Origin of the sequence: Agrobacterium sp. 719_389, from assembly GCF_900188475.1 — a bacterium.
Classification (GTDB): Bacteria; Pseudomonadota; Alphaproteobacteria; order Rhizobiales; family Rhizobiaceae; genus Agrobacterium; species Agrobacterium radiobacter.
In genome coordinates this window covers 200,506-222,459 of sequence record NZ_FYEM01000005.1, presented here as the reverse complement: position 1 = coordinate 222,459, position 21,954 = coordinate 200,506, and the positions used below count along the sequence as shown (strand labels likewise).

General features: G+C 60.2%; 20 protein-coding genes. 5 read left to right on the top strand and 15 right to left on the bottom strand.

Going from position 1 to position 21,954, the window contains the following annotated elements; translation table 11 throughout:
* The 13 genes from CFB10_RS11705 to CFB10_RS11645 all read right to left on the bottom strand — a co-directional run bounded on the left by CFB10_RS11705 (window position 1) and on the right by CFB10_RS11645 (window position 13,232).
* Window positions 1-813 (bottom strand): sulfurtransferase/chromate resistance protein, encoded by an 813-nt coding sequence (locus CFB10_RS11705; protein ID WP_020010563.1) that lies wholly within the window; start codon window positions 811-813, stop codon window positions 1-3.
* 392 nt (window positions 814-1,205) lie between these two features.
* Window positions 1,206-1,691, bottom strand: coding sequence for a F0F1 ATP synthase subunit B (locus CFB10_RS11700; protein ID WP_020010562.1), 486 nt, complete (start codon window positions 1,689-1,691; stop codon window positions 1,206-1,208).
* A gap of 1 nt (window position 1,692) precedes the next feature.
* The gene (locus CFB10_RS11695) at window positions 1,693-2,334 is read right to left on the bottom strand and encodes a F0F1 ATP synthase subunit B (protein WP_020010561.1); all 642 of its coding nucleotides are present in this window, start codon (window positions 2,332-2,334) and stop codon (window positions 1,693-1,695) included.
* Between the two features lie 81 nt (window positions 2,335-2,415).
* Window positions 2,416-2,643, bottom strand: coding sequence for a F0F1 ATP synthase subunit C (locus CFB10_RS11690; protein ID WP_003494147.1), 228 nt, complete (start codon window positions 2,641-2,643; stop codon window positions 2,416-2,418).
* Window positions 2,644-2,715: 72 nt separating this feature from the next.
* Window positions 2,716-3,465, bottom strand: coding sequence for a F0F1 ATP synthase subunit A (locus CFB10_RS11685; protein ID WP_026363686.1), 750 nt, complete (start codon window positions 3,463-3,465; stop codon window positions 2,716-2,718).
* Between the two features lie 60 nt (window positions 3,466-3,525).
* Window positions 3,526-3,891: an AtpZ/AtpI family protein gene (locus CFB10_RS11680; RefSeq protein WP_020010559.1), complete on the bottom strand. Its 366-nt coding sequence runs from the start codon at window positions 3,889-3,891 to the stop codon at window positions 3,526-3,528.
* 270 nt (window positions 3,892-4,161) lie between these two features.
* A complete protein-coding gene (locus tag CFB10_RS11675; RefSeq protein WP_020010558.1) occupies window positions 4,162-5,325 on the bottom strand; it encodes a cell wall hydrolase in 1,164 nt (387 codons plus the stop codon).
* 281 nt (window positions 5,326-5,606) lie between these two features.
* Window positions 5,607-7,526 carry a potassium transporter Kup gene (locus CFB10_RS11670; protein ID WP_020010557.1) on the bottom strand — a complete coding sequence of 640 codons (1,920 nt, stop codon included), beginning with the start codon at window positions 7,524-7,526 and terminating at the stop codon, window positions 5,607-5,609.
* A gap of 15 nt (window positions 7,527-7,541) precedes the next feature.
* A complete protein-coding gene (locus CFB10_RS11665; RefSeq protein ID WP_003503125.1) occupies window positions 7,542-8,519 on the bottom strand; it encodes a magnesium transporter CorA family protein in 978 nt (325 codons plus the stop codon).
* Window positions 8,520-8,855: 336 nt separating this feature from the next.
* Complete coding sequence (locus CFB10_RS11660) at window positions 8,856-9,986, bottom strand: Mrp/NBP35 family ATP-binding protein (protein WP_020010556.1); 1,131 nt, start codon at window positions 9,984-9,986, stop codon at window positions 8,856-8,858.
* 120 nt (window positions 9,987-10,106) lie between these two features.
* On the bottom strand, window positions 10,107-11,330 hold the full coding sequence (locus CFB10_RS11655; RefSeq protein ID WP_026363685.1) for a CmpA/NrtA family ABC transporter substrate-binding protein: 1,224 nt from the start codon (window positions 11,328-11,330) through the stop codon (window positions 10,107-10,109).
* A gap of 78 nt (window positions 11,331-11,408) precedes the next feature.
* Window positions 11,409-12,149, bottom strand: coding sequence for an autoinducer binding domain-containing protein (locus CFB10_RS11650; protein ID WP_020010554.1), 741 nt, complete (start codon window positions 12,147-12,149; stop codon window positions 11,409-11,411).
* A 213-nt stretch (window positions 12,150-12,362) separates the two neighbouring features.
* Window positions 12,363-13,232, bottom strand: a complete 870-nt coding sequence (locus tag CFB10_RS11645) for an IclR family transcriptional regulator (RefSeq protein ID WP_020010553.1) — start codon at window positions 13,230-13,232, stop codon at window positions 12,363-12,365.
* 72 nt (window positions 13,233-13,304) lie between these two features.
* Between CFB10_RS11645 and CFB10_RS11640 the strand changes: the two genes are divergently transcribed.
* Genes CFB10_RS11640 through CFB10_RS11625 form a run of 4 tightly spaced genes read left to right on the top strand, consistent with a single transcriptional unit; the run spans window position 13,305 to window position 16,537 of the window.
* Window positions 13,305-14,087, top strand: a complete 783-nt coding sequence (locus CFB10_RS11640; protein ID WP_020010552.1) for an SDR family NAD(P)-dependent oxidoreductase — start codon at window positions 13,305-13,307, stop codon at window positions 14,085-14,087.
* The gene (locus CFB10_RS11635; RefSeq protein ID WP_020010551.1) at window positions 14,087-15,001 is read left to right on the top strand and encodes a 2-dehydro-3-deoxygalactonokinase; all 915 of its coding nucleotides are present in this window, start codon (window positions 14,087-14,089) and stop codon (window positions 14,999-15,001) included. The genes CFB10_RS11640 and CFB10_RS11635 overlap by 1 nt, the downstream gene beginning before the upstream one ends.
* A 14-nt stretch (window positions 15,002-15,015) precedes the next feature.
* A complete protein-coding gene (locus tag CFB10_RS11630) occupies window positions 15,016-15,645 on the top strand; it encodes a 2-dehydro-3-deoxy-6-phosphogalactonate aldolase (RefSeq protein ID WP_020010550.1) in 630 nt (209 codons plus the stop codon).
* 4 nt (window positions 15,646-15,649) lie between these two features.
* Complete coding sequence (locus CFB10_RS11625; RefSeq protein ID WP_020010549.1) at window positions 15,650-16,537, top strand: SMP-30/gluconolactonase/LRE family protein; 888 nt, start codon at window positions 15,650-15,652, stop codon at window positions 16,535-16,537.
* Window positions 16,538-16,642: 105 nt separating this feature from the next.
* Here CFB10_RS11625 and CFB10_RS11620 read toward each other — a convergent pair whose 3' ends face one another.
* Complete coding sequence (locus tag CFB10_RS11620) at window positions 16,643-17,995, bottom strand: bifunctional diguanylate cyclase/phosphodiesterase (protein WP_003503140.1); 1,353 nt, start codon at window positions 17,993-17,995, stop codon at window positions 16,643-16,645.
* Between the two features lie 86 nt (window positions 17,996-18,081).
* Window positions 18,082-19,701, bottom strand: a complete 1,620-nt coding sequence (locus tag CFB10_RS11615; protein ID WP_020010548.1) for a response regulator — start codon at window positions 19,699-19,701, stop codon at window positions 18,082-18,084.
* A 410-nt stretch (window positions 19,702-20,111) separates the two neighbouring features.
* On the opposite strand from CFB10_RS11615, the gene mutL reads away from it, so the two are divergent.
* Window positions 20,112-21,944, top strand: a complete 1,833-nt coding sequence (mutL, locus tag CFB10_RS11610) for a DNA mismatch repair endonuclease MutL (RefSeq protein WP_026363682.1) — start codon at window positions 20,112-20,114, stop codon at window positions 21,942-21,944.
* The last annotated feature ends 10 nt before the right edge of the window (window positions 21,945-21,954 follow it).

The window sequence follows — 21,954 nt, the reverse complement described above, 5'->3', positions numbered from 1 at the left end:
TCATACCTTCCTCGGGTTGGGCCAGTTGTGGGTCTCCTCGGTTGCATCACGGCACCATCTGTAAAACGCATCGTAAAGCGTCATGCCGGCCGCGAGTTGTTCGAGGTCGTCGTTGAACATCCGGGATAAGCCGAGTGAGGCGGCAAGCAGTCCCGGCACTTCGGGGGCGAGGTCGGGTCTGGACGTATCTGCTCCCCGGACGATTGTCGCGAGGCGGAGCATGGGCTCCGTCGCAAGGCCGAATTCCTCGACCATGACGTCGAAGGTGCAAAGCTCGCCACGGTGGCTCCAGTAAACCTCTTCAATGTCGAAGGGCGTGGCGTTGAAGCGATCGGCGACCGCTGATACTTCCGCCGCCGCTACAAACAGGAAGACCGCCGAAGGATCGACGAAGCGCCGGATCAGCCACGGGCAGGCGATGCGGTCGATTTTCGGACGCGAGCGGGTTACCCAGACCGTCCGGCCACGGCTGTCGCGGGGCGGCAGCCTATCGTCGGGGACCAGGGCCGCTTTCGACGCACGCCAGGCTTCGAAGCCGCCTTCGAGAACCTCGGCGGCACTGCCAACCGCACGAAGGTGAGCGGCAACACCGTGACCGAGCTTCTGGCCTTTCTGACAGAGGACGACCAATGGCCCGGTAAGCCCTTCGGCCCAGTCCATCACTTGGCGGTAATCGCGCCGAATCGCTCCCGGTATGAGGCGGGGATCAGCAGCAAAGTCCTCGTCAGTGCGGACGTCGATAATCGTCGGCGCGTTGGGCGTGCCGATAATGCGATTGAGCTTTTCGGGTGTGATTTCAAGAAATGACGGCATCGCGCGTCCCTCCGTTTTTTCGGGTTCAAAGGACGCGATTCTTCGGCCGTGGCCTCATGGGGCGATCGCTACCCCATAGGTAAAAATTCGCACCGGAATTGGAATATGTCAAGCAGGTGACCGGGCGTCCTATCGGACCACACCAGCAAATGGCGCTTCTGTGCCTCGCTATCGAATAAGCCTTCCCGACGATAAGTTGGTTGCGTCAGAAAATGCACAGCATGTCCGCTGTTGGTGCAAAGCGGAAGAGCAATCCGATATCCGCCATTAAGAAGACTTTGGCCAAAGCGGGTCGATCACCCACCTTTGGCGCTATAACTCCAACCAGATTTGACAACAAAAAACCCCTCACAGCTCTCGCCGGAGGGGTTCTTATCAGTCCGAGATAAATCTCAGTTCAGCTTAGACTTCACTTCGCCAATCGTGGCGGTGAAAAGCTTGGCCTTAGTGGCAGCCGTGGTCTTTTCGGCTAGCAGCTTCTCGGAAGCGGCAATGGCGATATCGACTGCGGCGGCGCGGACGGCGCCGATGGCGTCTTCTTCGGCCTGCTTGATCTTCTGTTCCGACAAAGCCGTACGGCGGGCGACGAATTCTTCCGTCTTCTGCTTGGCTTCTTCGGTGAGCGCTGCGGCTTCACGCTCGGCGGCGGCAACGATGCCGGCGGCTTCGGCTTCGGCTTCCTTGCGCTTGCGCTGATATTCGGCCAGCAGGTGCTGGGCCTCTTCGCGCAGACGCTTGGCTTCGGCCAACTCGTCCTGAATGTTCTGCGCGCGCTCGTCCAGAGACTTGGAGAGCATGCCCGGAACCTTGAGATAGGCGATCAGGACGAAGAAGAGAACAAGACCGACGAGCGCGAAAAATGATGCATCAAACGCCATATCAGGCTCCCTTCACAGTCGAAGCGGCTGCAATGGCGGCCTTGACGTCGGTATCCTTGACCTTGGCGCCGACCAGCTGGTCAACGATCGCGGTCGCGGTTTCCTCGGCAATGGCGCCGACATCGGCGAAAGCCTGTTCCTTGATACCGGCAATGCGCTTTTCGGCGGCGGCAAGCTTTTCAGCAAGTCCGGCCTCGATGGCGGCGCGATCGGCATCGGCCTTCGTTTTAGCGGCGTCACGTGCCGCGGCGCCGATAGAGCTTGCCTTGGCGCGGGCTGCCGCGAGTTCTTTTTCATAGGTTTCAACGGCAGCGTCAGCTTCGCTTTTCAGGCGTGCCGCTTCATCGAGATCCTGTGCGATGCGTCCATGACGGTTTTCGAGAATGCCGCCGACGCGCGGAACGATGACCTTCTGCATGAGCAGGTAGAAAAGGCCGAACGTAATCGCCAGCCAGAGAACCTGCGATGCATAAGTAGACTGGTCGAACGGCGGGAATACGCCGGAAGCGCCGTGTTCAGCGCCGTGCGCCACACCGGTTTCCGTGTGCGTGGCTTCCGGTTGCGGCTGGCCGACAGCCGGAGTTTCCGTATGCGTTTCACCTACGGTCGGTGCTGACTGGGCATAAGCCTCGGTCACGAACATGCTCACCTCCAGGGGGACTGCAAATGCGAAGGATCACGGCACGCCATCAGCGCGAGCCGTGATCCAGACCTGATGCCGGTATTAGACAGCGAACAGGAGAAGGAGAGCAACGAGCAGCGAGAAGATGCCCAGAGCTTCCGTAACGGCGAAGCCGAATACCAGACGGCCGAACTGGCTGTCGGCAGCAGAGGGGTTGCGCAGTGCGCCGGACAGGTAATCACCGAAGATACGGCCGAGTGCGAGGGACGTACCAGCCATGCCGAGGCATGCGAGACCTGCGCCGATGTACTTTGCTGCTTCCGCTTCCATGTGAGACTCCTTGAGATATAGGTTGTTGCGGCTGTTTTTGACGCCCGTTGCCGGGGTCAGCGACTTTACTTCTCAGTGACCACCATGCACGGCGTCGTTCAGGTACATGCAAGTCAGTACCGCGAAGACATAAGCCTGCAGGAAGGCAACGAGAAATTCGAGAGCGGTCATGGCGACCGTCATGATGAGAGGCAGGACAGCGCCGCCGACGCCGAGCGCGCCAAGCGCGCTCATGGAGGCGACGAAGCCTGCGAAAACCTTGAGCGTGATGTGGCCGGCCAGCATGTTCGCGAAGAGACGAACGGAAAGGCTGATCGGACGCGACAGGAACGAGATCATTTCAATCGACGCCACAAGCGGCAAAAGCGCTTTCGGTACGCCCGAGGGGGCGAAGATGCCGAAGAAATGAAGACCGTGCTTGTAGAAACCGTAAACGATGACCGTGCCGATGACGAGGCAGGCGAGCGCGAAGGTAACGATGATCTGGCTGGTGACCGTGAAGAAATACGGGAACATGCCGAGAAGGTTTGCCGTCAGCACGAACATGAACAGCGAAAAGACGAAGGGGAAGAACACCATGCCCTTCTTGCCGGCGCCTTCGCGCAGCATGGAGGCGATGAATTCATAGGACATTTCAGCAACGGACTGCATGCGGGTCGGGATCAGACCGCGGTTCGACGTTGCGAAATAAAGGAAACCGGAAGCGGCAGCCACGGTCGCGACCATGAAGAGCGACGCATTGGTGAAGGAAAAATCGACGCCGCCAATTTCGATCGGAATGATCGGCTGCACCAAGAACTGATGGGTCGGATCGTTTGCCACCGGCTGCCCTCTTTACCTGTCGCCGCCTGTCGCGGCATCTCAACTGCAAGAAAAAACAGCTTAAACGCCGTCTTTTCCACCCTCGTCCTGTCTGTCCGCCTTTTCCAGCAGCGGCGGCTTGGCCACCGCGCCGGTCGAGCGCAACACATTCAATACGCCTGCGCAGAAACCGAGAAGAAGAAGAACGATCATCCCCCACGGCGTCGTGCCGGCAAAATAGTCCAGAAGATAACCCAGCATAGCGCCGACCACGATGGCCGAAATGAACTCCGATGAGAGCTTGACCGCCATCGCAAAACCTTTCCGGTTTTCCGCGGCGTTGGTCTCCGCCCTCACTTCCGCCTCATCCTCCGCCTTCACCTTTGCCAGTTCTTCGGCAAGGCGCTTGCGACGCTCGTCCAGACTATCGTCACGGTTGCCAGTCATCTTAAAATCCCACCCATTTTCTCCGTTCCAGCCATGCCAGAACCCTTTGGAGTTGTAAACGGTGACGGATTAAGCCTGTTCCAGCCCGCTCTGAAGTCGCGCGCAACATAGTTTTAGGGGCTTCTCTAGTCAAGGCACTGCGAGCGGTTGTTTTGGCACAAATTAATCATGCAAAAACAATAGCTTGACATCAAATCGCGGTTTAGCGGCGATGTTTCCCCAGGGAATCGGCATTTTTGACACGCAAAATGCGACAAATTGGCGGTGGTATCAGCTCCAGCCGCCACCATAGGTACGGTAAAAGACGTGCAGGCCGATCCTGCCGACCTTCTTCATGGACTTGCCCCAAGCGGGGCGCACATAAACGGCGTGATAATGGGTGGCGGAGCCCACTTCGTTCAACCAGATTTTGCCGGCGGTGGTGGCCATGGCCACCTCACGCGCCATCTTCCAGTGGCGTTCGGAATTCACCCGGTCCTTGATATTGTCGCAGGCGAAAGAAAACTGGCAGCGGTTGCGCCAGTCCTTGTTCTGATAAACGACGCCGCAGATGGTTTTCGGATAAGCGGGGTTGCGCACGCGGTTGAGGATGACCTGCGCCACCGCCGCCTGTCCCTTCACCGATTCTCCGCGCGCCTCGAAATAGATGCCGGATGCCAGGCATTGCTGTTCGGCTGCGGAAAACACGGCGGCCGGCAGCGGGGTGGCTGCCCAGGCGTGATCGCCCTGGCCGATCTGCGGCACGAAACGACCGGCCTCGGGCTTTTTGAGGATGGCGTCGAAGGGCGACTCGCGAGCAAAATCCGGTTCGGCCGGCGCATAAGCCGTGGCAAGAATATCCGGCGTCCTGTTGGTGATGAGTTCGGCAAGCATCGGCGAGACGCTTTTGTCCGCCTTCTTTTCTTCCCGACGGAAATAGAAGGAGGCGAGTTCCACGTCCTTGCCGCGCTTCGGCTTGACGAAAGCCGTGCGGTCCTTGCGTTTCAGCGGCTCGATATCCAGCATGCTGGTGCGCTGCAGGACGGAACCGGCGGTGAAGGCCTTGGGCGGCTGCATGATTTCGGTTGCGACGATGCGGCCCTTCTTGGCGGCGCGGTTCACACGCTCGCTGTCCGGCGTCGTTGCCTCGCCCTTCTTGTTGGTGACAAAGGCGACCTTGCTGCCATTGGGCAGGGTCATGCCGCCGCCATGCAATGCGGCCTCCCCGGCGGCATCATCGAAAGTCAGCGAGGCATTATGAACGGAGCCTGCCGGAGATGCCGTCAGCACCATGCGCCATTGCTCCCCGCCTTTGTCCAGCCCGGCCAGAAGCGAGGCCAGATCCGCACGGGCGGCGAGGGATGGAAAAACGAGCCAGGCGGCAAGGCCGAAGACGACGGGCGAGGTCCATTTTGACGCCCACCCCTGAAGGGAGACGGGGGACCGACGACGCATTACTCTTTTCGAACGCAAAACCAGCACTCCGAACACCGACAACCATATTTGCTACAGGTGTTCGAGAATCTCTTATTAACCTTGATGCTTGGTTAACGCCGCGCCCGGACGCGCTTTCACGTTAATGTGTGAACATATTCTAATGCGTATCGCGTTGCTTCAGATTCCATAATACCGCGCCCAGCTTTATGCACGGCATCCCCACCGCCGTCATTCCGGCCTTGAACCGGAATGACGCAAGGAAGGAGCGTCTCAGATTGCCGAGAGGCGTGCTCCCGTCATCAGACGACGACATGCGAACCCAGTTCCACCACGCGGTTGGCGGGCAAGCGGAAGTAGTCGGAGGGATCGGCGGCGGTTTCGGCAAGCGCGATGAACAGGCGGTTCTGCCAGCCCGGCATGCCCGATTTCGGATCCGGCACCAGCTTGCGGCGGCCGAGATAAAACGAGGTGGACATGATATCGAACTTGTAACCCGTACGGCGCAGATAGCCGAGCGCCTGGGTGACGTTCTGGGTTTCCATGAAGCCGAAATGCAGTTCGACCACGGCGAAACGATCACTCAGTTTCGTCAGCGTGTAACGATCCTCGGGGTGAACGCGCGGCTGGTCCTCGGTGCGGATCGTCAGGATGACATTCTTGTCGTGCAGGACGTGGTTATGCTTGAGATTGTGCAGCAATGCCGCTGGTGCTGCCTCCGGATCGCCGGTCAGGAAAATCGCGGTGCCGGGCACACGCACCGGCGCATGGGCGCTTTCCTTTTCCACCGAAGCAACGAAAGCTTTCAGCGGCACATCGCCGCGGCGGGTCTTGGCGAAGAGGATTTTCGAGCCGCGCTGCCAGGTGGTCATGATGATGGTGAAGGCGATGGCCAGCAGCACCGGCACATAACCGCCATCGTGAATCTTCAGCAGGTTCGCGCCGAGGAAAATCAGTTCCAGCGTCAAGAGCGGGGCCAGCACCGCAACCGCGAGCCAGACCGACCATTGCCAGCGCTTGCGCACGAATTCGAAGAACATCAGGCTGGTGACGACCATCGCGCCGGTGACGGAAATACCGTAGGCGGTGGCCAGCGCATCCGAACTCTTGAAGGTGAGCACCAGCGCGACGACGCCGAACAGCAGGATGGTGTTGACGGCCGGCAGGTAGATCTGCCCGGTATTGGTTTCCGAGGTGAAGAGGATTTCCATGCGCGGCAGGTAGCCGAGATGGATCGCCTGGCGCACCAGCGAAAACGCGCCTGTTATGACCGCCTGGCTGGCGATGATGGTGGCGGCGGTCGCCAGAATGACGGCCGGCAGGATCGCCCATTGCGGGAACATCAGATAGAAGGGGTTGGACATCGCCGCCGGGTCTTTCAGCACCAGCGCGCCCTGCCCCAGATAATTCAGCGTCAATGCCGGGAAAACCAGACAGAACCACGCCCACTGGATGGGACGACGGCCGAAATGGCCGAGATCGGCGTAAAGCGCTTCCGCTCCTGTTATCGTCAGGAAGACCGCGCCGAGCACGACAATGCCGTAGAAGCCTTCATTCGCCAGAAACTCGACGGCATGCCACGGGTTGAAGGCAAAGAGAATGCTGAAATCATCGGCGATGTGAACGAGGCCTGCAAGGCCCATGACGATGAACCAGACCGCGGTGATCGGCCCGAAGAACTTCGCCACCGTGCCCGTGCCGTGAGACTGGATGGCGAAAAGGCCAATAAGAATGCCGACGGAAATCGGAATGATGAACTCGTCCATCTCCGGCGTGACGAGTTTCAGGCCTTCCACTGCCGAAAGAACCGATAGTGCGGGGGTGATCATGGCATCGCCGAGAAACAGCGCCGCACCGATGAGACCGAGCACGATGAGAACGCTGCGGTGGGTGCCCGCCGTCTTCATCAGCAGCGCCAGCAGCGAAAGCGTGCCGCCTTCACCGTCATTGTCGGCGCGCAGCAGCAGCGTGATGTATTTGAAGGTGACGATGATCGTCAAAGACCAGATCATCAGCGATGTCAGGCCGATGACTTCTTCCTGCGTCACCCCGTCATAGGCGATGGGCCGCAGGGCTTCGCGAAAGGCGTAAAGCGGGCTGGTGCCGATATCGCCATAGACGACGCCGATCGAACCAAGGATCGCGGCATAAAGCCCCTTGTTCTTGTGCTCGTCATCGGCATCCGGTTTCTCGGCAACGTCCTTGTCAACGATCTGGGACATGATGATCCTGGCTCCTCAGAGCCAGCCCTTCCAACGAAAAAAGAGAAACGGGATGATTGCGGACATCAGCATGATAACAAGCGCCAGGGGATAACCGAACGTCCAGTTCAACTCCGGCATGAGTTGAAAGTTCATTCCGTAAACCGAGGCCACCAGCGTGGGCGGCAAAAACACCACCGAGGCAATCGAGAATATCTTGATGATGCCGTTCTGCTCGATGTTGATGATGCCGAGCGAGGCGTCAAGCAGGAAGGTCAGATTGCCGGAAACGAAGGAGGCATGTTCGTTCAGCGACTGAATATCGCGCCCGATCGACTTGCCCTGTTCCCTCGCTCCCTTGTCCTCGCGAGCCTGATCGCTGGAGGAGAGGAAGGTCTGCAGCCGCGCCAGCGATGCGAGGCTGACGCGGACCTTCGAGATCAGCCGGTGATAGGCGGCGATATTGGTCAGGCGGTCTTCGAGATAGCGCGGCGCCTTGCGTTTGGAACGGGCCTGGCTGCCGAGAATGTCGGCGGCGAGATTATCGATGCCAGTGACCGAGTTTTCGAGAATTTCCGCCGTGCGGTCGACGATTGTTTCGAGCAGTTTCAAAAGCAGCGCCGTGCCGCTGCGCATTTCGTGCGGCGCGCGGGTAATGGCGGCAATGAAAAGGTGGAATGATTTCGGCTCGGCATAACGGATTGTCACCAGACGCTTGCCAACCAGAACGAAGGCGACATCGGTGAGGCGCGGATCATCCGAATCCGCCTTCCACACCAGGGACGCGGTCATGAAGACATTGGCGTCTTCCATATAGAGACGACTAGAAGGCTCGATATCCTTCAGGTCTTCGCGCGTCGGCAGTTCCACGCCCAGCAGCTTTTCCACATGCTGCTCTTCCGCCCTGTCTGGATTGACGAGATCGATCCAGACGATGTCGTCGGGAATCGGTCCGGAGCCGTCGACTGCCGACAGGCTGATCGCCTCGCAATTGGCGCGATAGGCTTTTATCAATCCGCTTCTCCGCTCCACATCGCGGGCTTGCCGCAATGCTGCTTAACATATCCTGTTTGCCGTCGGCAAACCTTTGGACGACACTTCAGGGAGCGCCGGACCAGGCGGGATTTCACAATCTCGCCAGCCCGATGGACCAAGAGCCAAACGGCGCAGGCGTATGCGCCCAAAGCGAGATGCAATCAAGCAATATTTTTTCGCGACAGCATTGCAGGCGAAGCATCTCTGGAGTTCAAATCCGGAAATGCTACCAGATACTTTCGGTTAATCTTTTGTTTTCAAATGACTATTCAAAACGGGCAGACTGCTGCCCGTTTTGCGCCTGTAATTGACGCGTTATTCGAAAACGATCCTTGGCGCGGCTTTTTGCTCGCTCGCACCAATGCGCGCCCAGACTTTTTTCGCGATATCGCGGTAGATTGCAGCCTGCGGGCCATCAGGCTCGGCGGCGACAACAGGCGTTCCGGCATCCGACATTTCGCGGATGGAGATGGTGAGCGGCACTTCGCCGAGGAAAGGCACGCCGATCCGCTCCGCTTCCGCCTTCGCGCCGCCATGGCCGAAAATATCGTAGCGCGCACCGGTATCGGGCGCGATGAAATAGCTCATATTCTCGATGACGCCGAGCAGCGGCACCTCCACCTTGCGGAACATGGTGATGCCCTTGCGCGCATCGATCAGCGCCAGATCCTGCGGCGTGGAGACGATGACCGCGCCGGCGAGCGGCACCTGCTGGGCGATGGTGAGCTGGGCATCGCCCGTGCCGGGCGGCATGTCCAGCACCAGCACATCCAGTTCGCCCCAGGCGACTTCGCGCAGCATCTGCATCAATGCCGACTGCACCATCGGCCCGCGCCAGATCATCGCCGCTTCCTCATCCACCAGAAAGCCCATGGACATGACCTTCAGCCCATAATTTTCCATGGGAAGGATGATGCGGTCCTCCTGCTGCTGCGGACGGCCGGAAATTTTCAGCAATCGCGGCAGCGAAGGGCCGTAAATATCGGCATCGAGCATGCCCACCTTGAGGCCGAGCGACTGGAGACCGAGCGCCAGATTGACCGCGGTCGTGGATTTGCCCACCCCGCCCTTGCCCGAGGCCACGGCGATGATGGCCCGCACGCCCGGTACGCCCACCTTTGACGAGCCGGGCTGTGTGGCCGGCCGGCCGGGTGCCGCAGCGGGGCGCGCCGGCGCCGGTTGCTGCTGGCCGGGCTTGCGATCGGCCGTCAGCGCGACGACCGCGCCGACGATGCCCTCAACGCTTTTGGCCGCCTGTTCCGCGGAAAGCCGCAGCGGCTCCATCTCCGCAGCCTTGTCGGCCGGTACGGTGATCGAAAAATAGGCCTTCGCATCGGCGATGAAGATTTCCGAGACCATGCCGAGTGCGATGATGCTCTTACCGCTGCCGGGATAGATCACCGCTTCCAGCGCCTTTTCCACCTGGCTCTTGCTGACCTCTGCCATATTCCTGCTCCGCTACATCGTCCGACCGGGGTATTGCGTGCCATCCATAGACAAGCCGGAGCGCTTCGCCAATGCCAAAGCGCGCCAGTCAGGCATTCGCGACGATTTAACGCTGCCGTTTCAGATTTCGTCGTCCATCGCCAGCGTTTCCGGATCGAAAACATGGCCGTCGAAAAAACAGTCGGGCCCGAGCACCAGACCCGTGCGCGACGCGCCGACATGAACAGGCTCGCGCAACGTGCCTTCGAGTTTCAGATTGGCACCCGGCACCGGCACGAAAAGCGGCTTCATGGCCTTGCGGAAAATGTCCGGCCGGTAGGCGTTGCGGGCGGCCTCCACCACGGCGGCATCGAGCCGGTAATCGGCGGAAACCTCGCCCCAGCGCAACATCTGGCTGAAGAACCACAGCGCCTGGCTCTGCCAAGGGAAATTGGCGGCCTTGGCGCTCGTCACGAAAAACTCCTGAAAGCGCTGCATGTCCCGCTGCGAGGTGGAAATATAGCCCGTCAGCGCCGGCAGCAGGAATTCGCCGTTCTCATCCAGATATTGAGGCGCGGCGAGGATGCCGGCCAATTCCTCTATGTTGGCGGCGTTGGCGCACCATTCGCCGGCGCGATAAAGCGCCCGCAGCAGCCCTTCCAGAAGGGCGGCGTTTTCCTCTGCCCAGCGCGTCTTCACGGCCAGTATCTTTTCCGGCGCATTGTGCCAGATCAGCGCGCCCGTGGTGACGATACGGCCGGCGCCGCCCAGCACCACGGCGCTGCCCGCCGGTTCGGCGGTACAGAGCGCATCGACCTTGCCGCTTTCCAGCAGCGATGGCATCGCCTTCGGCAGGGCTTCGACGATTTCCATGTCCCGGCCGAGCAGCACGCCGCAGCTTCCGAGCAGATAACGCAGGGCGTAAAATGGCGTGGAGACAATATCCTCGACCGCAAAGACCGGCGGGGTTCCACCTGCCGCCCGGCGTGCGGCGCAGACACGGGCCATGGCCCGCCCAAAAGCCGCCGGATCCGGCAGCTTCAGTCCTTCGCGATAAAGTTCGTCGTAAAATCCGTGTGAAACGGTCGTTGCCGATCCGCCAAGGGAGAGTGTGAAAACGCCGACAATATCGGCCGGCAGGTCATCCAGGCCAACAGCGGAACCAACGGGAACCGGAGCAGGCAGATGCGCGACATGAACGCCATCCTCGCCAAGCGCCGCAAGCACGGCGCGCGCGGACTGTTTTCGGAAAAGTTCGAGTTCTATGCCCTCATCGGCAGCAAAGCCTTTTTCGGCAGCGGCTATCAGCACGGCGCAGTCGATAGTCGGAGAAAATCCCGCTTTTACCCTATGCCGTTCCGGCAAACGATTTCTCCTTTCCGGTGATTCGAAAGGAGGATCGCCCAGGAAGCGCTTTATCACAATGATAAAATTACGGTTTCGCTATTTTATCAGGCCAACCCGCAGCGCTTTGGCGACAGCCTGGGTGCGGTTGACCGTGTCGAGTTTTTTCGTCGCGCGGTTCAGGTAATGATTGATGGTATGTTCCGACAGCATCATGATTTCCGCAATTTCAGCGCTGGTCTTGCCGGCGGCGGTCCAGTTCAGACAGTCGATCTCCCGCTCGCTCAAAGTTTCGGGAACCCTGAGATCGAGGCGTCGTATTTCAGATAGCCGGGCAAAGACATGGCTGGAAATGTAGAAGAGCTCGGCAAGCCGGCTGGCGGGCAGAGCTGCCTTGTTGCCTGAAAACGAGACCGCGCCGCGTCGCATGGTGATGTCGTGAACGGGAAACCATACCGAATTGATCATCTCGAAACGTTCGAAAAGGTTGATCACGGTTTTCTTGGCGGTTTCTCCCTCGCCTCTGGCCAGAAAATCCATCGAGACGGAAAAGGGGACGGTCGATTTTTTTAACTGCGCCATCACCAGGCTGGTCTGCAGCATGCCCTCTTCATCGTAGCGCTGCAAAAGCTCGGCCGGCCAGCTGGTGATGACAGTATATTGCGACAGTTCGCTCGCCACTTCCGAGGACAGGTCGAGCACCATGAAAGCCCTGAATTCCCAGGCCTCCGTCAGCCGCTTCAGAAACCGGAATATATCGAATTGCGTGTTGAGATCGGCGATCTCGCGAACGCAATCAACACCAATCGACTGAACGGCGGCCGTCTCTGTTTTCTGCATCAAAGCTGTTCTTCGAGAATGAGAAAATGCCGCCGCAAAGGCCCGCCTTTGCCCGGAAATTGTTGCGGATGTTACTCACCAAAATGATTCATGCAAACAAAAGTTGAAAACTTAATTCAGAATAGTCGAAAATAATGTCAAATGCATCTGAATGGACGTGTCCCCGCGCTTCCATCAGGGAAAATCCCCCGATCTGCGCCCCCCGTGTTTTCCTCAACCATCCGCAACCGGGGATAATCTGCAGGCAAGATCATCGGAAATTCTATCGGCGGTCTCGCGCACCAGAGGGGCCCATTTGCGAAGCTGTTCCACATCCACACGATAGGCCGGACCGGTGACGGAAATCGCCGCGCGAAAATTGCGCCCGGGCGCCCGGACCGGCGCGGCAACGCAGTGAATTCCGATCTCGTGCTCCTGAAGGTCGAAACCGTAGCCATTGTCGCGAATGGTCGCCACATCAGCCATCAGTGCTTCCGGGGTCGTGATCGTATTTTTCGTGAAGTGGTGAAAATCCAGTTCCGCAGCCAGTTCCGCCAGATCATCAGCTGATAACAACGACAGCGCCGCCTTGCCCACCCCCGTGCAATAGACCGGTGAGGTTTTGCCGACCTGCGAATGCATGCGCAATGTGTGCTGCCCCTCCATCTTGTCGAGATAGGTCACCTGCCTGCCGTTCAACACGGCGAGATGTACGGATTCCTGCGTCATTTCCTGCAACGCTGCCAGATGTGGGGCCGCGATGCTGCGCAGGTCGTTGCCGCTCCAGGCTTTCGCGGCCAGTTGCAGCAGCCTCAGCCCCACGGCATAGGTCTGATCGGCAGCGTGATCGACAAGGCCTTCGGCGACGAGATGGGCGAGCTGGCGGTGAACCGTGCCGCGCGGCTGGCCGCAGGCTTCGACCACATCGGTAAAGCGCATCGGCTTGTCGGCAAAGGCGATCAGTTCCAGCAGCGAGACAGCCTTGCCAAGCGTGCCCGTCTCAACTCCGGCTTTCCGTTGCGGCATCGGAACCGTTTCAGGCTTTTGCCCATTGGGTTTTTTATTGTCGGGCATGGCAACATCCACCGTCATCTGCCTTGACATAAGCGTGACGCCAAGAGAATAATTCCATTTAGTAAAATCTAGTTCCAAATAATGGAACAATCAAGCCTTTCAATGGACGAGATGACGCCAATGACGCAAGCCCAATTTCCGGACCTAAAGGATGCGGGCGTGCTTGTAACCGGCGGCGGTTCCGGCATAGGGGCATCGCTGGTGGAAGCCTTCGCGATGCAGGGAGCGAAGGTTTCGTTCATCGACATTGCCGAAGAGCCTAGCTTGGCGCTCGTAAAGCGGCTTGCGACAACGGCGCAGCATCCGGTCCACTTCTTCAAAACCGACCTTCGCGATATCGCGGCGATCGGAAAGACGGTGGAGGCGGCGTCCTTGGCCACCGGCGGCATCAGGGTGCTGGTCAACAACGCCGCCTGGGACGATCGTCATGATATAGAAACGGTGACCGAAGCCTATTGGGACGCCAATCAGGCGGTCAATCTCAAGCAGATGTTCTTCTCGGTTCAGGCAGCCCTGCCCTATCTCCGGCAGGCGAAGGACGCGTCCATCGTCAATTTTTCGTCCATCTCGTTTCTGCTCAACATGGGCGAGCTGCCCTCCTATGCGGCGGCCAAGGCCGGCATCATCGGGCTGACGAAAAGCCTCGCCGGCCGGCTGGGGCCGGAAAACATCCGCGTCAACACGCTGCTGCCCGGCATGATCGTGACGGAGCGGCAGAAGGAGCTATGGCTGACGGATGAGAACATTACCGCCACCACGGCGCGGCAATGCCTGAAACGCACGCTCGTCGCCGCCGACCTGGCGGGTCCGTGCCTGTTTCTCGCATCATCGGCATCAAGCGCCATCACGGCGCAATCCATAATCGTAGACGGAGGCCTTCTATAATGTCTGAACCCGCTTTCATCGCCGTCGACTGGGGTACGACCAGTTTCCGGCTCTGGCTCATGAGCCGATCGGGCGCGGTGCTGGCGGAGCGCCGAAGCGCGGAAGGCATGACCACCGCCATGCGGACCGGTTTTGCCGACGTATTGCAATCGCATCTGGACGCCATCGGCGCGCCGGAAGATTTGCCGGTTCTCGTCTGCGGCATGGCGGGCGCGCGGCAAGGCTGGGTCGAAGCGGGTTATATCGACGTGCCGGCATCGCTTTCGGCGGTTCTCGATGGCGCGGTTCGCGTGCCGGGCCAGGTGCGGGATGTACGCATTCTGCCGGGGCTGGCGCAGCGGGATAAAAACGCGCCCGACGTGATGCGCGGCGAGGAAACGCAATTGCTCGGCGCTCTCGCTTCTTCGGACGCCGGTGAAAAACTCGTCTGCATGCCCGGCACCCATTCCAAATGGGTGACCGTCAAGGATGGCGGCGTGACGGGCTTTGCCACTTTCATGACCGGTGAACTCTTCGAAGTCGTCTCGAAGCAGACGATACTTTCCCATGCGGTGGCCGAGGCCGAAGCCTTCACCGGCGCACATGAGGCTTTCACGGCGGCGGTGCGCGATATTTACGCCCATCCCGCGCTCGCGACCAATCGCCTTTTCACCCTGCGCTCCGGGCAATTGCTGCACGGGCTTACCGCCACCGACGCCAAGGCCAAGCTGTCCGGCATCATGATCGGGCTGGAAATCGCTGGTGCGCATTCCACCGCGCGGCGGGAGACGCCCGTGGTGCTGATCGGCTCCGGTGCGCTCGGCGCGCTTTACGAGGGCGCCTTCGCAGCCCTTGATATTCAATATACGGTCATCGACGCCGACGAGGCCGTGCGGCGCGGATTGCTCGCCGCTGCAAGTGCCATCTGGCCATAGGATAAAGAGACATCATGCGTATTCCCTTCCCTTCCATCAAATATCCGCTGATCGCCATCCTGCGCGGTCTGAAGCCCGAGGAAACCGAAGGCGTTGTCGGCGCGTTGATCGAGACCGGCTTCCGCGCCATTGAGATTCCGCTCAATTCGCCCGATCCGTTCCGCTCGATCGAGATCGCCGCCAAGATGGCGCCCGCCGATTGCCTGATCGGCGCGGGCACAGTTCTCAGCGTGGAAGACGTCGCCTCGCTGGATGCGGCCGGCGGCAAGCTGATGGTGAGCCCCAATGCCGATGCCGATGTGATCGTCGCCGCCCGCGTCAAGGGCATGGTGACGATGCCGGGTGTTCTGACCCCCACCGAAGCGCTGGTGGCCGCGAAGGCCGGGGCGACCGGGCTTAAATTTTTCCCCGCCAGCATCATCGGCCCCGCGGGCATCAATGCCATCAGGACGATCCTGCCGAAGGATCTGGTCATTGCCGCCGTCGGCGGCGTCTCGGACAGGAATTTCGCCGAATATACCTCGGCCGGCATTACCGCTTTCGGTCTCGGAACCAGCCTTTACAAGCCGGGCATGACGGCGGCGGAGGTGCGCGAACGCGCCACTGTCACACTTTCAGCCTATGACGCAGCCATCGGAGGATAAGAGCTTGGCGACTGTTTTTCCCTTTGCCGGACGTGTTCTGGACGAGACGCCGATGCTGCTCGGCGAAGGCCCGACCTTCGACCCTGCGACCGGCACCGCCTGGTGGTTCAATATTCTCGAGCGGGAACTGCACGAGCTGCATCTCGCCTCCGGCCGCAAGACCGTGCACGCCCTGCCCTTCATGGGCAGCGCGCTCGCCAAGGTCAGCGACAGCAGGCAGCTGATCGCCTCCGATGACGGGCTTTTCCTGCGTGATACGGCCACCGGCGTGCTGACCCTGCATGCCGAGCTGGAAAAGGACCTGCCCGGCAACCGCTCCAATGACGGGCGCATGCACCCGTCCGGCGCGCTGTGGATCGGCACCATGGGCCGCAAGGCGGAAATCGGCGCGGGCAGCATCTACCATGTTTCCAAAGGCACCGTGACGAAGCTATTTGCCGAGATCAGCATTCCGAATTCGATCTGCTTCTCGCCCGATGGCGCGACGGGATATTACGTCGATACCAAGGTGAACAAACTGATGCGGGTGCCGCTTGACGCCGGGACCGGCCTGCCCTCCGGCAAGGCGGAAGTCTTCATCGATTCCACTGGCGTCAAAGGCGGCGTGGACGGATCCGTCTGCGATGCCGAAGGACATATCTGGAACGCCCGCTGGGGCGAGGGTGCGGTGGATCGTTACGATACGGACGGCAACCACATCGCCCGATATGAAGTACCCGGCAAACAGACGACCTGCCCGGCCTTCATCGGCCCCGACGCATCGCGCCTTCTCGTCACCTCGGCGCGCGAACATCTTGATGACGACGCCCTTGCCGCCAATCCGCAGCATGGGTTGACGTTCGAGCTTGGGGTTGAGGTCAAGGGCCGGTTCGAGCCGCTTTACAGGCTCTGAGACGCGGCACACACCGCACTCTCCTCATTCCTGTGCTTGTCACAGGAATGAGGGAAGTTGGAGATTGCGTCCGCCGCCTTGCAGCCGCGGCCAGACCGCTCTGTCTCAGGAAATATCCGACAATATCTCGCGATAATTCTCGTGCAGATATCGCTGGGTCGCCGCAGCATCAGCGGGGCGGCCGTAGAAGTACCCCTGCCCCATGGCGCAGCCGAGCGCACGCAGCTTTTCCTCTTCCGCCCGTTCTTCTATTCCCTCGGCCACAACTTCAAGATCGAGCCCTTCGCACATGGCGACGATGGCCTTGATGATATGTTCGGAAGGGCGGTCGCTGCTGATGCGCGACACGAAGGCGCGGTCGATCTTCACCTTGTCGAAGGTGAAATCCCGCAGGCGGCCGAGGCTGGACTGGCCGGTTCCGAAATCGTCAAGCGAAATGCGAACGCCGGCGCTCTGCAACTCGCTGATGATGCGCTGCGCGGTATCGGCAGACGTCATGACGGCCGTTTCGGTGATTTCAAGCTCCAGCCGATGCGGATCGAGGCCGACACGCGAGAGGATGGACAGAATATTGTCCGCCGTGCTGGGGTCCATCAATTGCGCGGAAGAGAGATTGAAGGACAGAAAGAGTTCACGCGGCCAGAACAGGGCCGCTTCCGCCGCCTTTCTAAGCAGCGCTTCCGACAGCGCATCGATGAAACCGCGCTCTTCGGCGAGCGGCACAAAAACGGCGGGCGATACGAAACCGAGGTCCGGATCGTTCCAGCGAGCCAGCGCCTCGAAACCGATGACCTTCGCCTCTTCCAGCCTGACGATGGGCTGGAAATGCACATCGATGGCATCTGTAATGATGGCGTTTCTGAGCGCCTGTTCCAGCTGCGTGGCGCGCTTCATCTCCTGCGCGATCTCGCGCGAATAAACCGTGATCTGGCCGCGGCCACGTCTCTTGGACCGGTAGAGCGCCGTCTCGGCGCTTTTCAGCAAATCCTCGAATTCATCGCCGGCGAAGGGATAGATGGCGAAACCGAAGGAGGAAGAAAGCCGGACGTTGCGGTCGCCGAGATCATAAGGGGCGGAAAGCACGTCCTTGATCATGTTACCGATGCGCTCCGCTCCGGTGCGCTCGAACACCAGCGGCAGCACGAAGGCGAATTCGTCACCGTCATGACGCGTCACGACCGCGCCATCGGGAATGCAGGCCTTCAGCCGGTGCGCGACCTGGCAGAGGATTTCATCGCCCGCCTGCACGCCGAAAAGATCGTTGATGGGTTTGAAGCCGTCTATATTGGCAATGCCGACCGTGAAGGGAGCGGGATCGCTGGAGCGCTCGCTGGCAAGCATGCGAATCTTGTCCCGCAGACGGTAGCGGTTGCCGAGCCCCGTCAGCGGGTCGCTGTAGGCCATCGCCTGCAACTCGTTCTGGCTGACCTGCAACGATTGCGGCTCTGCCCGTTTCATTCCTGCATCTCGTGAATCCTGTGTCGACCGCGCTCACAATGCAGGGCAAGTATTAAAAAAGCCATAGCCTCCCGGCAATGGCTATTTCAGGCCTGCAGCCGCAGGGCGTCCTTGCCGAAAAGCCGCAGGAAAACCGCCTCGACCATGTCAGGGCTGACGGGTTTCAGCAGCATGTCGTCCATGCCGGAGGCTTGGCACTTGTCGAGATCGCCCTCGAATGCGTGGGTGATGACGCCGACGATGGGAATGTGTTTCTCGCCGCCCAGGCCGCGCATGCGTCGGGCGACCTCGAAGCCGTCGATATCGCCCAGCGTCGTGTCGAGCAGGACGGCGGAAGGCGGCTGTTCGGCGAAGAGGCGCAGCGCCTCCTCGCCCGAGGTGGCGAGCCGCCAGGAAAGCCCCAGGCCTTCGAGTATCTGCGAAAAGACGATCTGGTTGACCCTGTTGTCCTCGACGAGAAGTATCTCGCAGACGCCGCCGGTCTTGAGTATTTCAGGCAGATCCTCCGTCATGATCTCCCAGTCCTCGTCAGCGGCTTTCTCCTTCGGGGAGGATTTCAACCCGGCGGCAAGATAATGCAGCAGGGAAGCGTCTATCTCCTCTTCCTCGATGGTAACGACGGGCAGATCATGCGCGGCGGCAATATCGAGGCACGCAACGCTCATCTGGGCGTCGACAACGACCACATCGATGCTCACACCGGCGGAAGCAGCAACATCGATGAATGCACGCTGCTCGTCCTCGCTCGTCACCGCTGCATGGTCCATGCCACCCGCGGTCAAAAGACGACCGGCGGCTTCCGCAAAACGCCCGTTTTCAGAGACGACCAGCACCGCCTTGCTCTTTAAAACCCCGCCGCGATTGTCCGTTTCCTCGTCCTTGCCATAGATGGAGGCCACGAAAGGAACATGTTCGAGCGAGGGAATGACGGGCATGCCATTGGCATCGATGGTGGCAAGAGCGGTCACGTCCTCCATCGTCGTCACCAGGAAATACCGGCCGGGCCTGCCCACACGCTGCTTGCGGGTGATGGTCAGCACCTCTTCGCCACTAAGACGCCGCACCCTTTCGGGGATGACAGTCGGCGTGCCGCTATCCAGCACCATACGATCGGCGATATCGATCCGTCCGGCAACCTTGCGCGAGTGGAGATCGAAAACGGTCCGGCCAAGAATGCTCTCGGGACTTGTCTCAACAAGGGCGCAGGCGGATTTGTTGACAGCGGCATAGGCCATGTTCCGATCCTTGACGAAGACGGGAAATGGCAGATTGTCGAGAATATCCTCGATGAGCTGCACGCGCTCGAGATCGATGCGCCATTGCTCTTCACGTTTCTTCTGTTCGGAAATATCGGCAACCACGCTGATGCCGAGGCCGGACGGCAGGCGGTTCATGACGAAGCGCAGGAAGCGCTCTCCCTTCAGCCGTTCGGTTTTTTCCGATCTTTCCTTCCAGTGCAGCGCCAGCCGCTCGCCGATCCATTCCTCCCGGCCGAGCGGGCGGGCATTGGCGGAAAGGCTTTCCGCCTCAAGCAGATAACAATCATATAGTGCGCTCAGATAGTCCCGCAGCCGCGCGCCCGGGCCGATGACGGCCTCTTCCAGCGGGAAAAAGCTGAGGAGTTTCCGGCTTGCGAAAATAATGTGATCATTACGGTCGTAAACGACGATCGCCGCGCCAAGCGCGTCGCAAAGGGCATCAAGCATCACCGTATGAACGCCCGCGCCAGAGGACGCCAAATCACTCAACTGCAAACTCCCGCCTGTTTTTCAGGGGTCAGGCTTATGTTTCTAGTGGAATCGTCCAGGGCAAATGCCGGGATGAAACGAAAAATTCCGCAAAAGAGACATCAGGGTTTGCAACTTGAAGCAGTCTTGAGGGGAAGATGACGCTCACCCATAGTCGACGTCACACGCCACCCGGCGAAGGCGGCCCCCGTTCCTGCGGTCATTTCAAGCCGCCTCACCATAATCAAGGCCGATTAAAGGCGGATTAACGCTTAGCGCCATGTTGACGGAAATGATCAAATGCCCAAGGGACCGTAAAACATGTGCAAATTTCCGTAGCCCGAGTTTTTTGCTTTCGAAGCCGTAGCGAATCCGCGAAAATGACAATCATGGCCATCAAGCAGCTTTCAGAAACCCTTATCAACCAGATCGCCGCCGGTGAGGTCATCGAAAGACCCTCGAGCGCCACGAAGGAACTGGTGGAAAACGCCATCGACGCGGGCGCGACCCGGATCGAGATCGCCACGGCGGGCGGCGGCAAGGGACTGGTGCGGATTACCGATAACGGTTCCGGCATGTCACCTGCCGATCTGGAGCTTGCGGTCAGGCGTCACTGCACCTCGAAAATTTCCGATACGCTGGATGATATCCGCACGCTCGGGTTTCGCGGCGAGGCGCTGCCCTCCATCGGCTCCGTCGCCAAGCTGACGATTACCAGCCGGCAACAGGGCGCTGAACAGGGTTCGGTGATATCCGTCACCGGCGGCAAGGTGTCCGATGTCCGGCCCGCCGCCTCGAATGCCGGTACAATCGTCGAGGTGCGCGACCTGTTTTTCGCCACCCCAGCGCGGCTGAAATTCCTGAAGACGGAACGGGCCGAGGCGGCCGCGATCACCGAAGTCGTCAAGCGCATGGCGATCGCCTTCCCGCATATCCGTTTCGTGTTATCAGGCACGGACCGTTCGACGCTCGAAATTCCTTCGACCGGCGATGATCATCTGGCCCGCATGGCGCAGATTCTGGGCGCCGAGTTCAAGGACAACGCCATCGAGATCGATGCCGGGCGCGAGGACGTGACGCTCTCCGGTTTTGCCGGTGTTCCGACCTTCAATCGCGGCAACTCGGCGCATCAATATGTCTTCGTCAACGGCCGCCCGGTGCAGGACAAACTGCTTTTATCCGCCATTCGCGGCGCTTATGCCGAAACCGTGCCGCATGGGCGGTATCCGGTCGCGGTGCTGTCCATCACGCTCGACCCCGCCTTTGTGGATGTGAACGTGCATCCGGCGAAATCCGACGTGCGTTTTCGCGATCCCGGCCTCATTCGCGGGCTGATTGTCGGCGCGATCCGGCAGGCGCTGACGCGCGACGGCGACAGGGCCGCAACGACGGGTGCGAGCCAGATGATGAACGCCTTCCGCCCCGGCTACAGCCCCTCCGGCCTTCGACCCTCGCCTTCCATGGCAGCCGCCGCGCCATGGTCCGCCGCCACCTCGCCTTCGCGACCGCTTGCGGTTTCCGGGGACATGCAATTTGCCGAGGCGGTGCAGTCGCGCTTTTCCGATATCACCATGCCGACGGCGCGGACCGAGCCTCGGGAGATTTACGAGACCGCCGCGAGCCCCTCGCCGGAACCCGTGCTTTACCCGCTCGGAGCTGCGCGGGCGCAGCTGCACGAGAACTACATCATCGCGCAGACGGAAAACGGCCTTGTCATCGTCGACCAGCATGCCGCGCATGAGCGGCTGGTGTTCGAGGAAATGCGCAATGCCCTGCATTCCCGGCGTCCGCCGTCGCAGGTGCTGCTCATCCCTGAAATCATCGATTTGCCGGAAGAGGATTGCGACCGGTTGATGGATCACGCCGCCGGGTTCGATGCGCTGGGGCTCGTCATCGAACGTTTCGGACCGGGCGCGGTCGCCGTCCGGGAAACGCCCGCCATGCTGGGCGAAGTCAATGTGCAGGGGCTGGTGCGTCAGCTCGCCGACGAGATCGCCGAATGGGACGCCGCCTCCACGCTTGCCAACAAGCTGGAATATGTCGCGGCCACCATGGCCTGCCACGGCTCGGTGCGCTCCGGCCGGCGCATGCGGCCGGAAGAGATGAACGCGCTTCTGCGGCAGATGGAAAACACGCCGGGCTCGGGCCAGTGCAATCATGGCCGTCCGACCTATATCGAACTGAAACTTTCCGATATAGAACGGCTCTTCGGCCGCAGCTGACGCCTTCATC

Coding starts and splice junctions, on each gene's coding strand:
- CFB10_RS11705 (WP_020010563.1), bottom strand. CDS start 813: ATGCCGTCATTTCTTGAAATCACACCCGAAAAGCTCAATCGCATTATC.
- CFB10_RS11700 (WP_020010562.1), bottom strand. CDS start 1,691: ATGGCGTTTGATGCATCATTTTTCGCGCTCGTCGGTCTTGTTCTCTTC.
- CFB10_RS11695 (WP_020010561.1), bottom strand. CDS start 2,334: ATGTTCGTGACCGAGGCTTATGCCCAGTCAGCACCGACCGTAGGTGAA.
- CFB10_RS11690 (WP_003494147.1), bottom strand. CDS start 2,643: ATGGAAGCGGAAGCAGCAAAGTACATCGGCGCAGGTCTCGCATGCCTC.
- CFB10_RS11680 (WP_020010559.1), bottom strand. CDS start 3,891: ATGACTGGCAACCGTGACGATAGTCTGGACGAGCGTCGCAAGCGCCTT.
- CFB10_RS11675 (WP_020010558.1), bottom strand. CDS start 5,325: ATGCGTCGTCGGTCCCCCGTCTCCCTTCAGGGGTGGGCGTCAAAATGG.
- CFB10_RS11670 (WP_020010557.1), bottom strand. CDS start 7,526: ATGTCCCAGATCGTTGACAAGGACGTTGCCGAGAAACCGGATGCCGAT.
- CFB10_RS11660 (WP_020010556.1), bottom strand. CDS start 9,986: ATGGCAGAGGTCAGCAAGAGCCAGGTGGAAAAGGCGCTGGAAGCGGTG.
- CFB10_RS11650 (WP_020010554.1), bottom strand. CDS start 12,149: ATGCAGAAAACAGAGACGGCCGCCGTTCAGTCGATTGGTGTTGATTGC.
- CFB10_RS11645 (WP_020010553.1), bottom strand. CDS start 13,232: ATGTCAAGGCAGATGACGGTGGATGTTGCCATGCCCGACAATAAAAAA.
- CFB10_RS11640 (WP_020010552.1), top strand. CDS start 13,305: ATGGACGAGATGACGCCAATGACGCAAGCCCAATTTCCGGACCTAAAG.
- CFB10_RS11635 (WP_020010551.1), top strand. CDS start 14,087: ATGTCTGAACCCGCTTTCATCGCCGTCGACTGGGGTACGACCAGTTTC.
- CFB10_RS11630 (WP_020010550.1), top strand. CDS start 15,016: ATGCGTATTCCCTTCCCTTCCATCAAATATCCGCTGATCGCCATCCTG.
- CFB10_RS11620 (WP_003503140.1), bottom strand. CDS start 17,995: ATGAAACGGGCAGAGCCGCAATCGTTGCAGGTCAGCCAGAACGAGTTG.
- CFB10_RS11615 (WP_020010548.1), bottom strand. CDS start 19,701: ATGCTTGATGCCCTTTGCGACGCGCTTGGCGCGGCGATCGTCGTTTAC.
- mutL (WP_026363682.1), top strand. CDS start 20,112: ATGGCCATCAAGCAGCTTTCAGAAACCCTTATCAACCAGATCGCCGCC.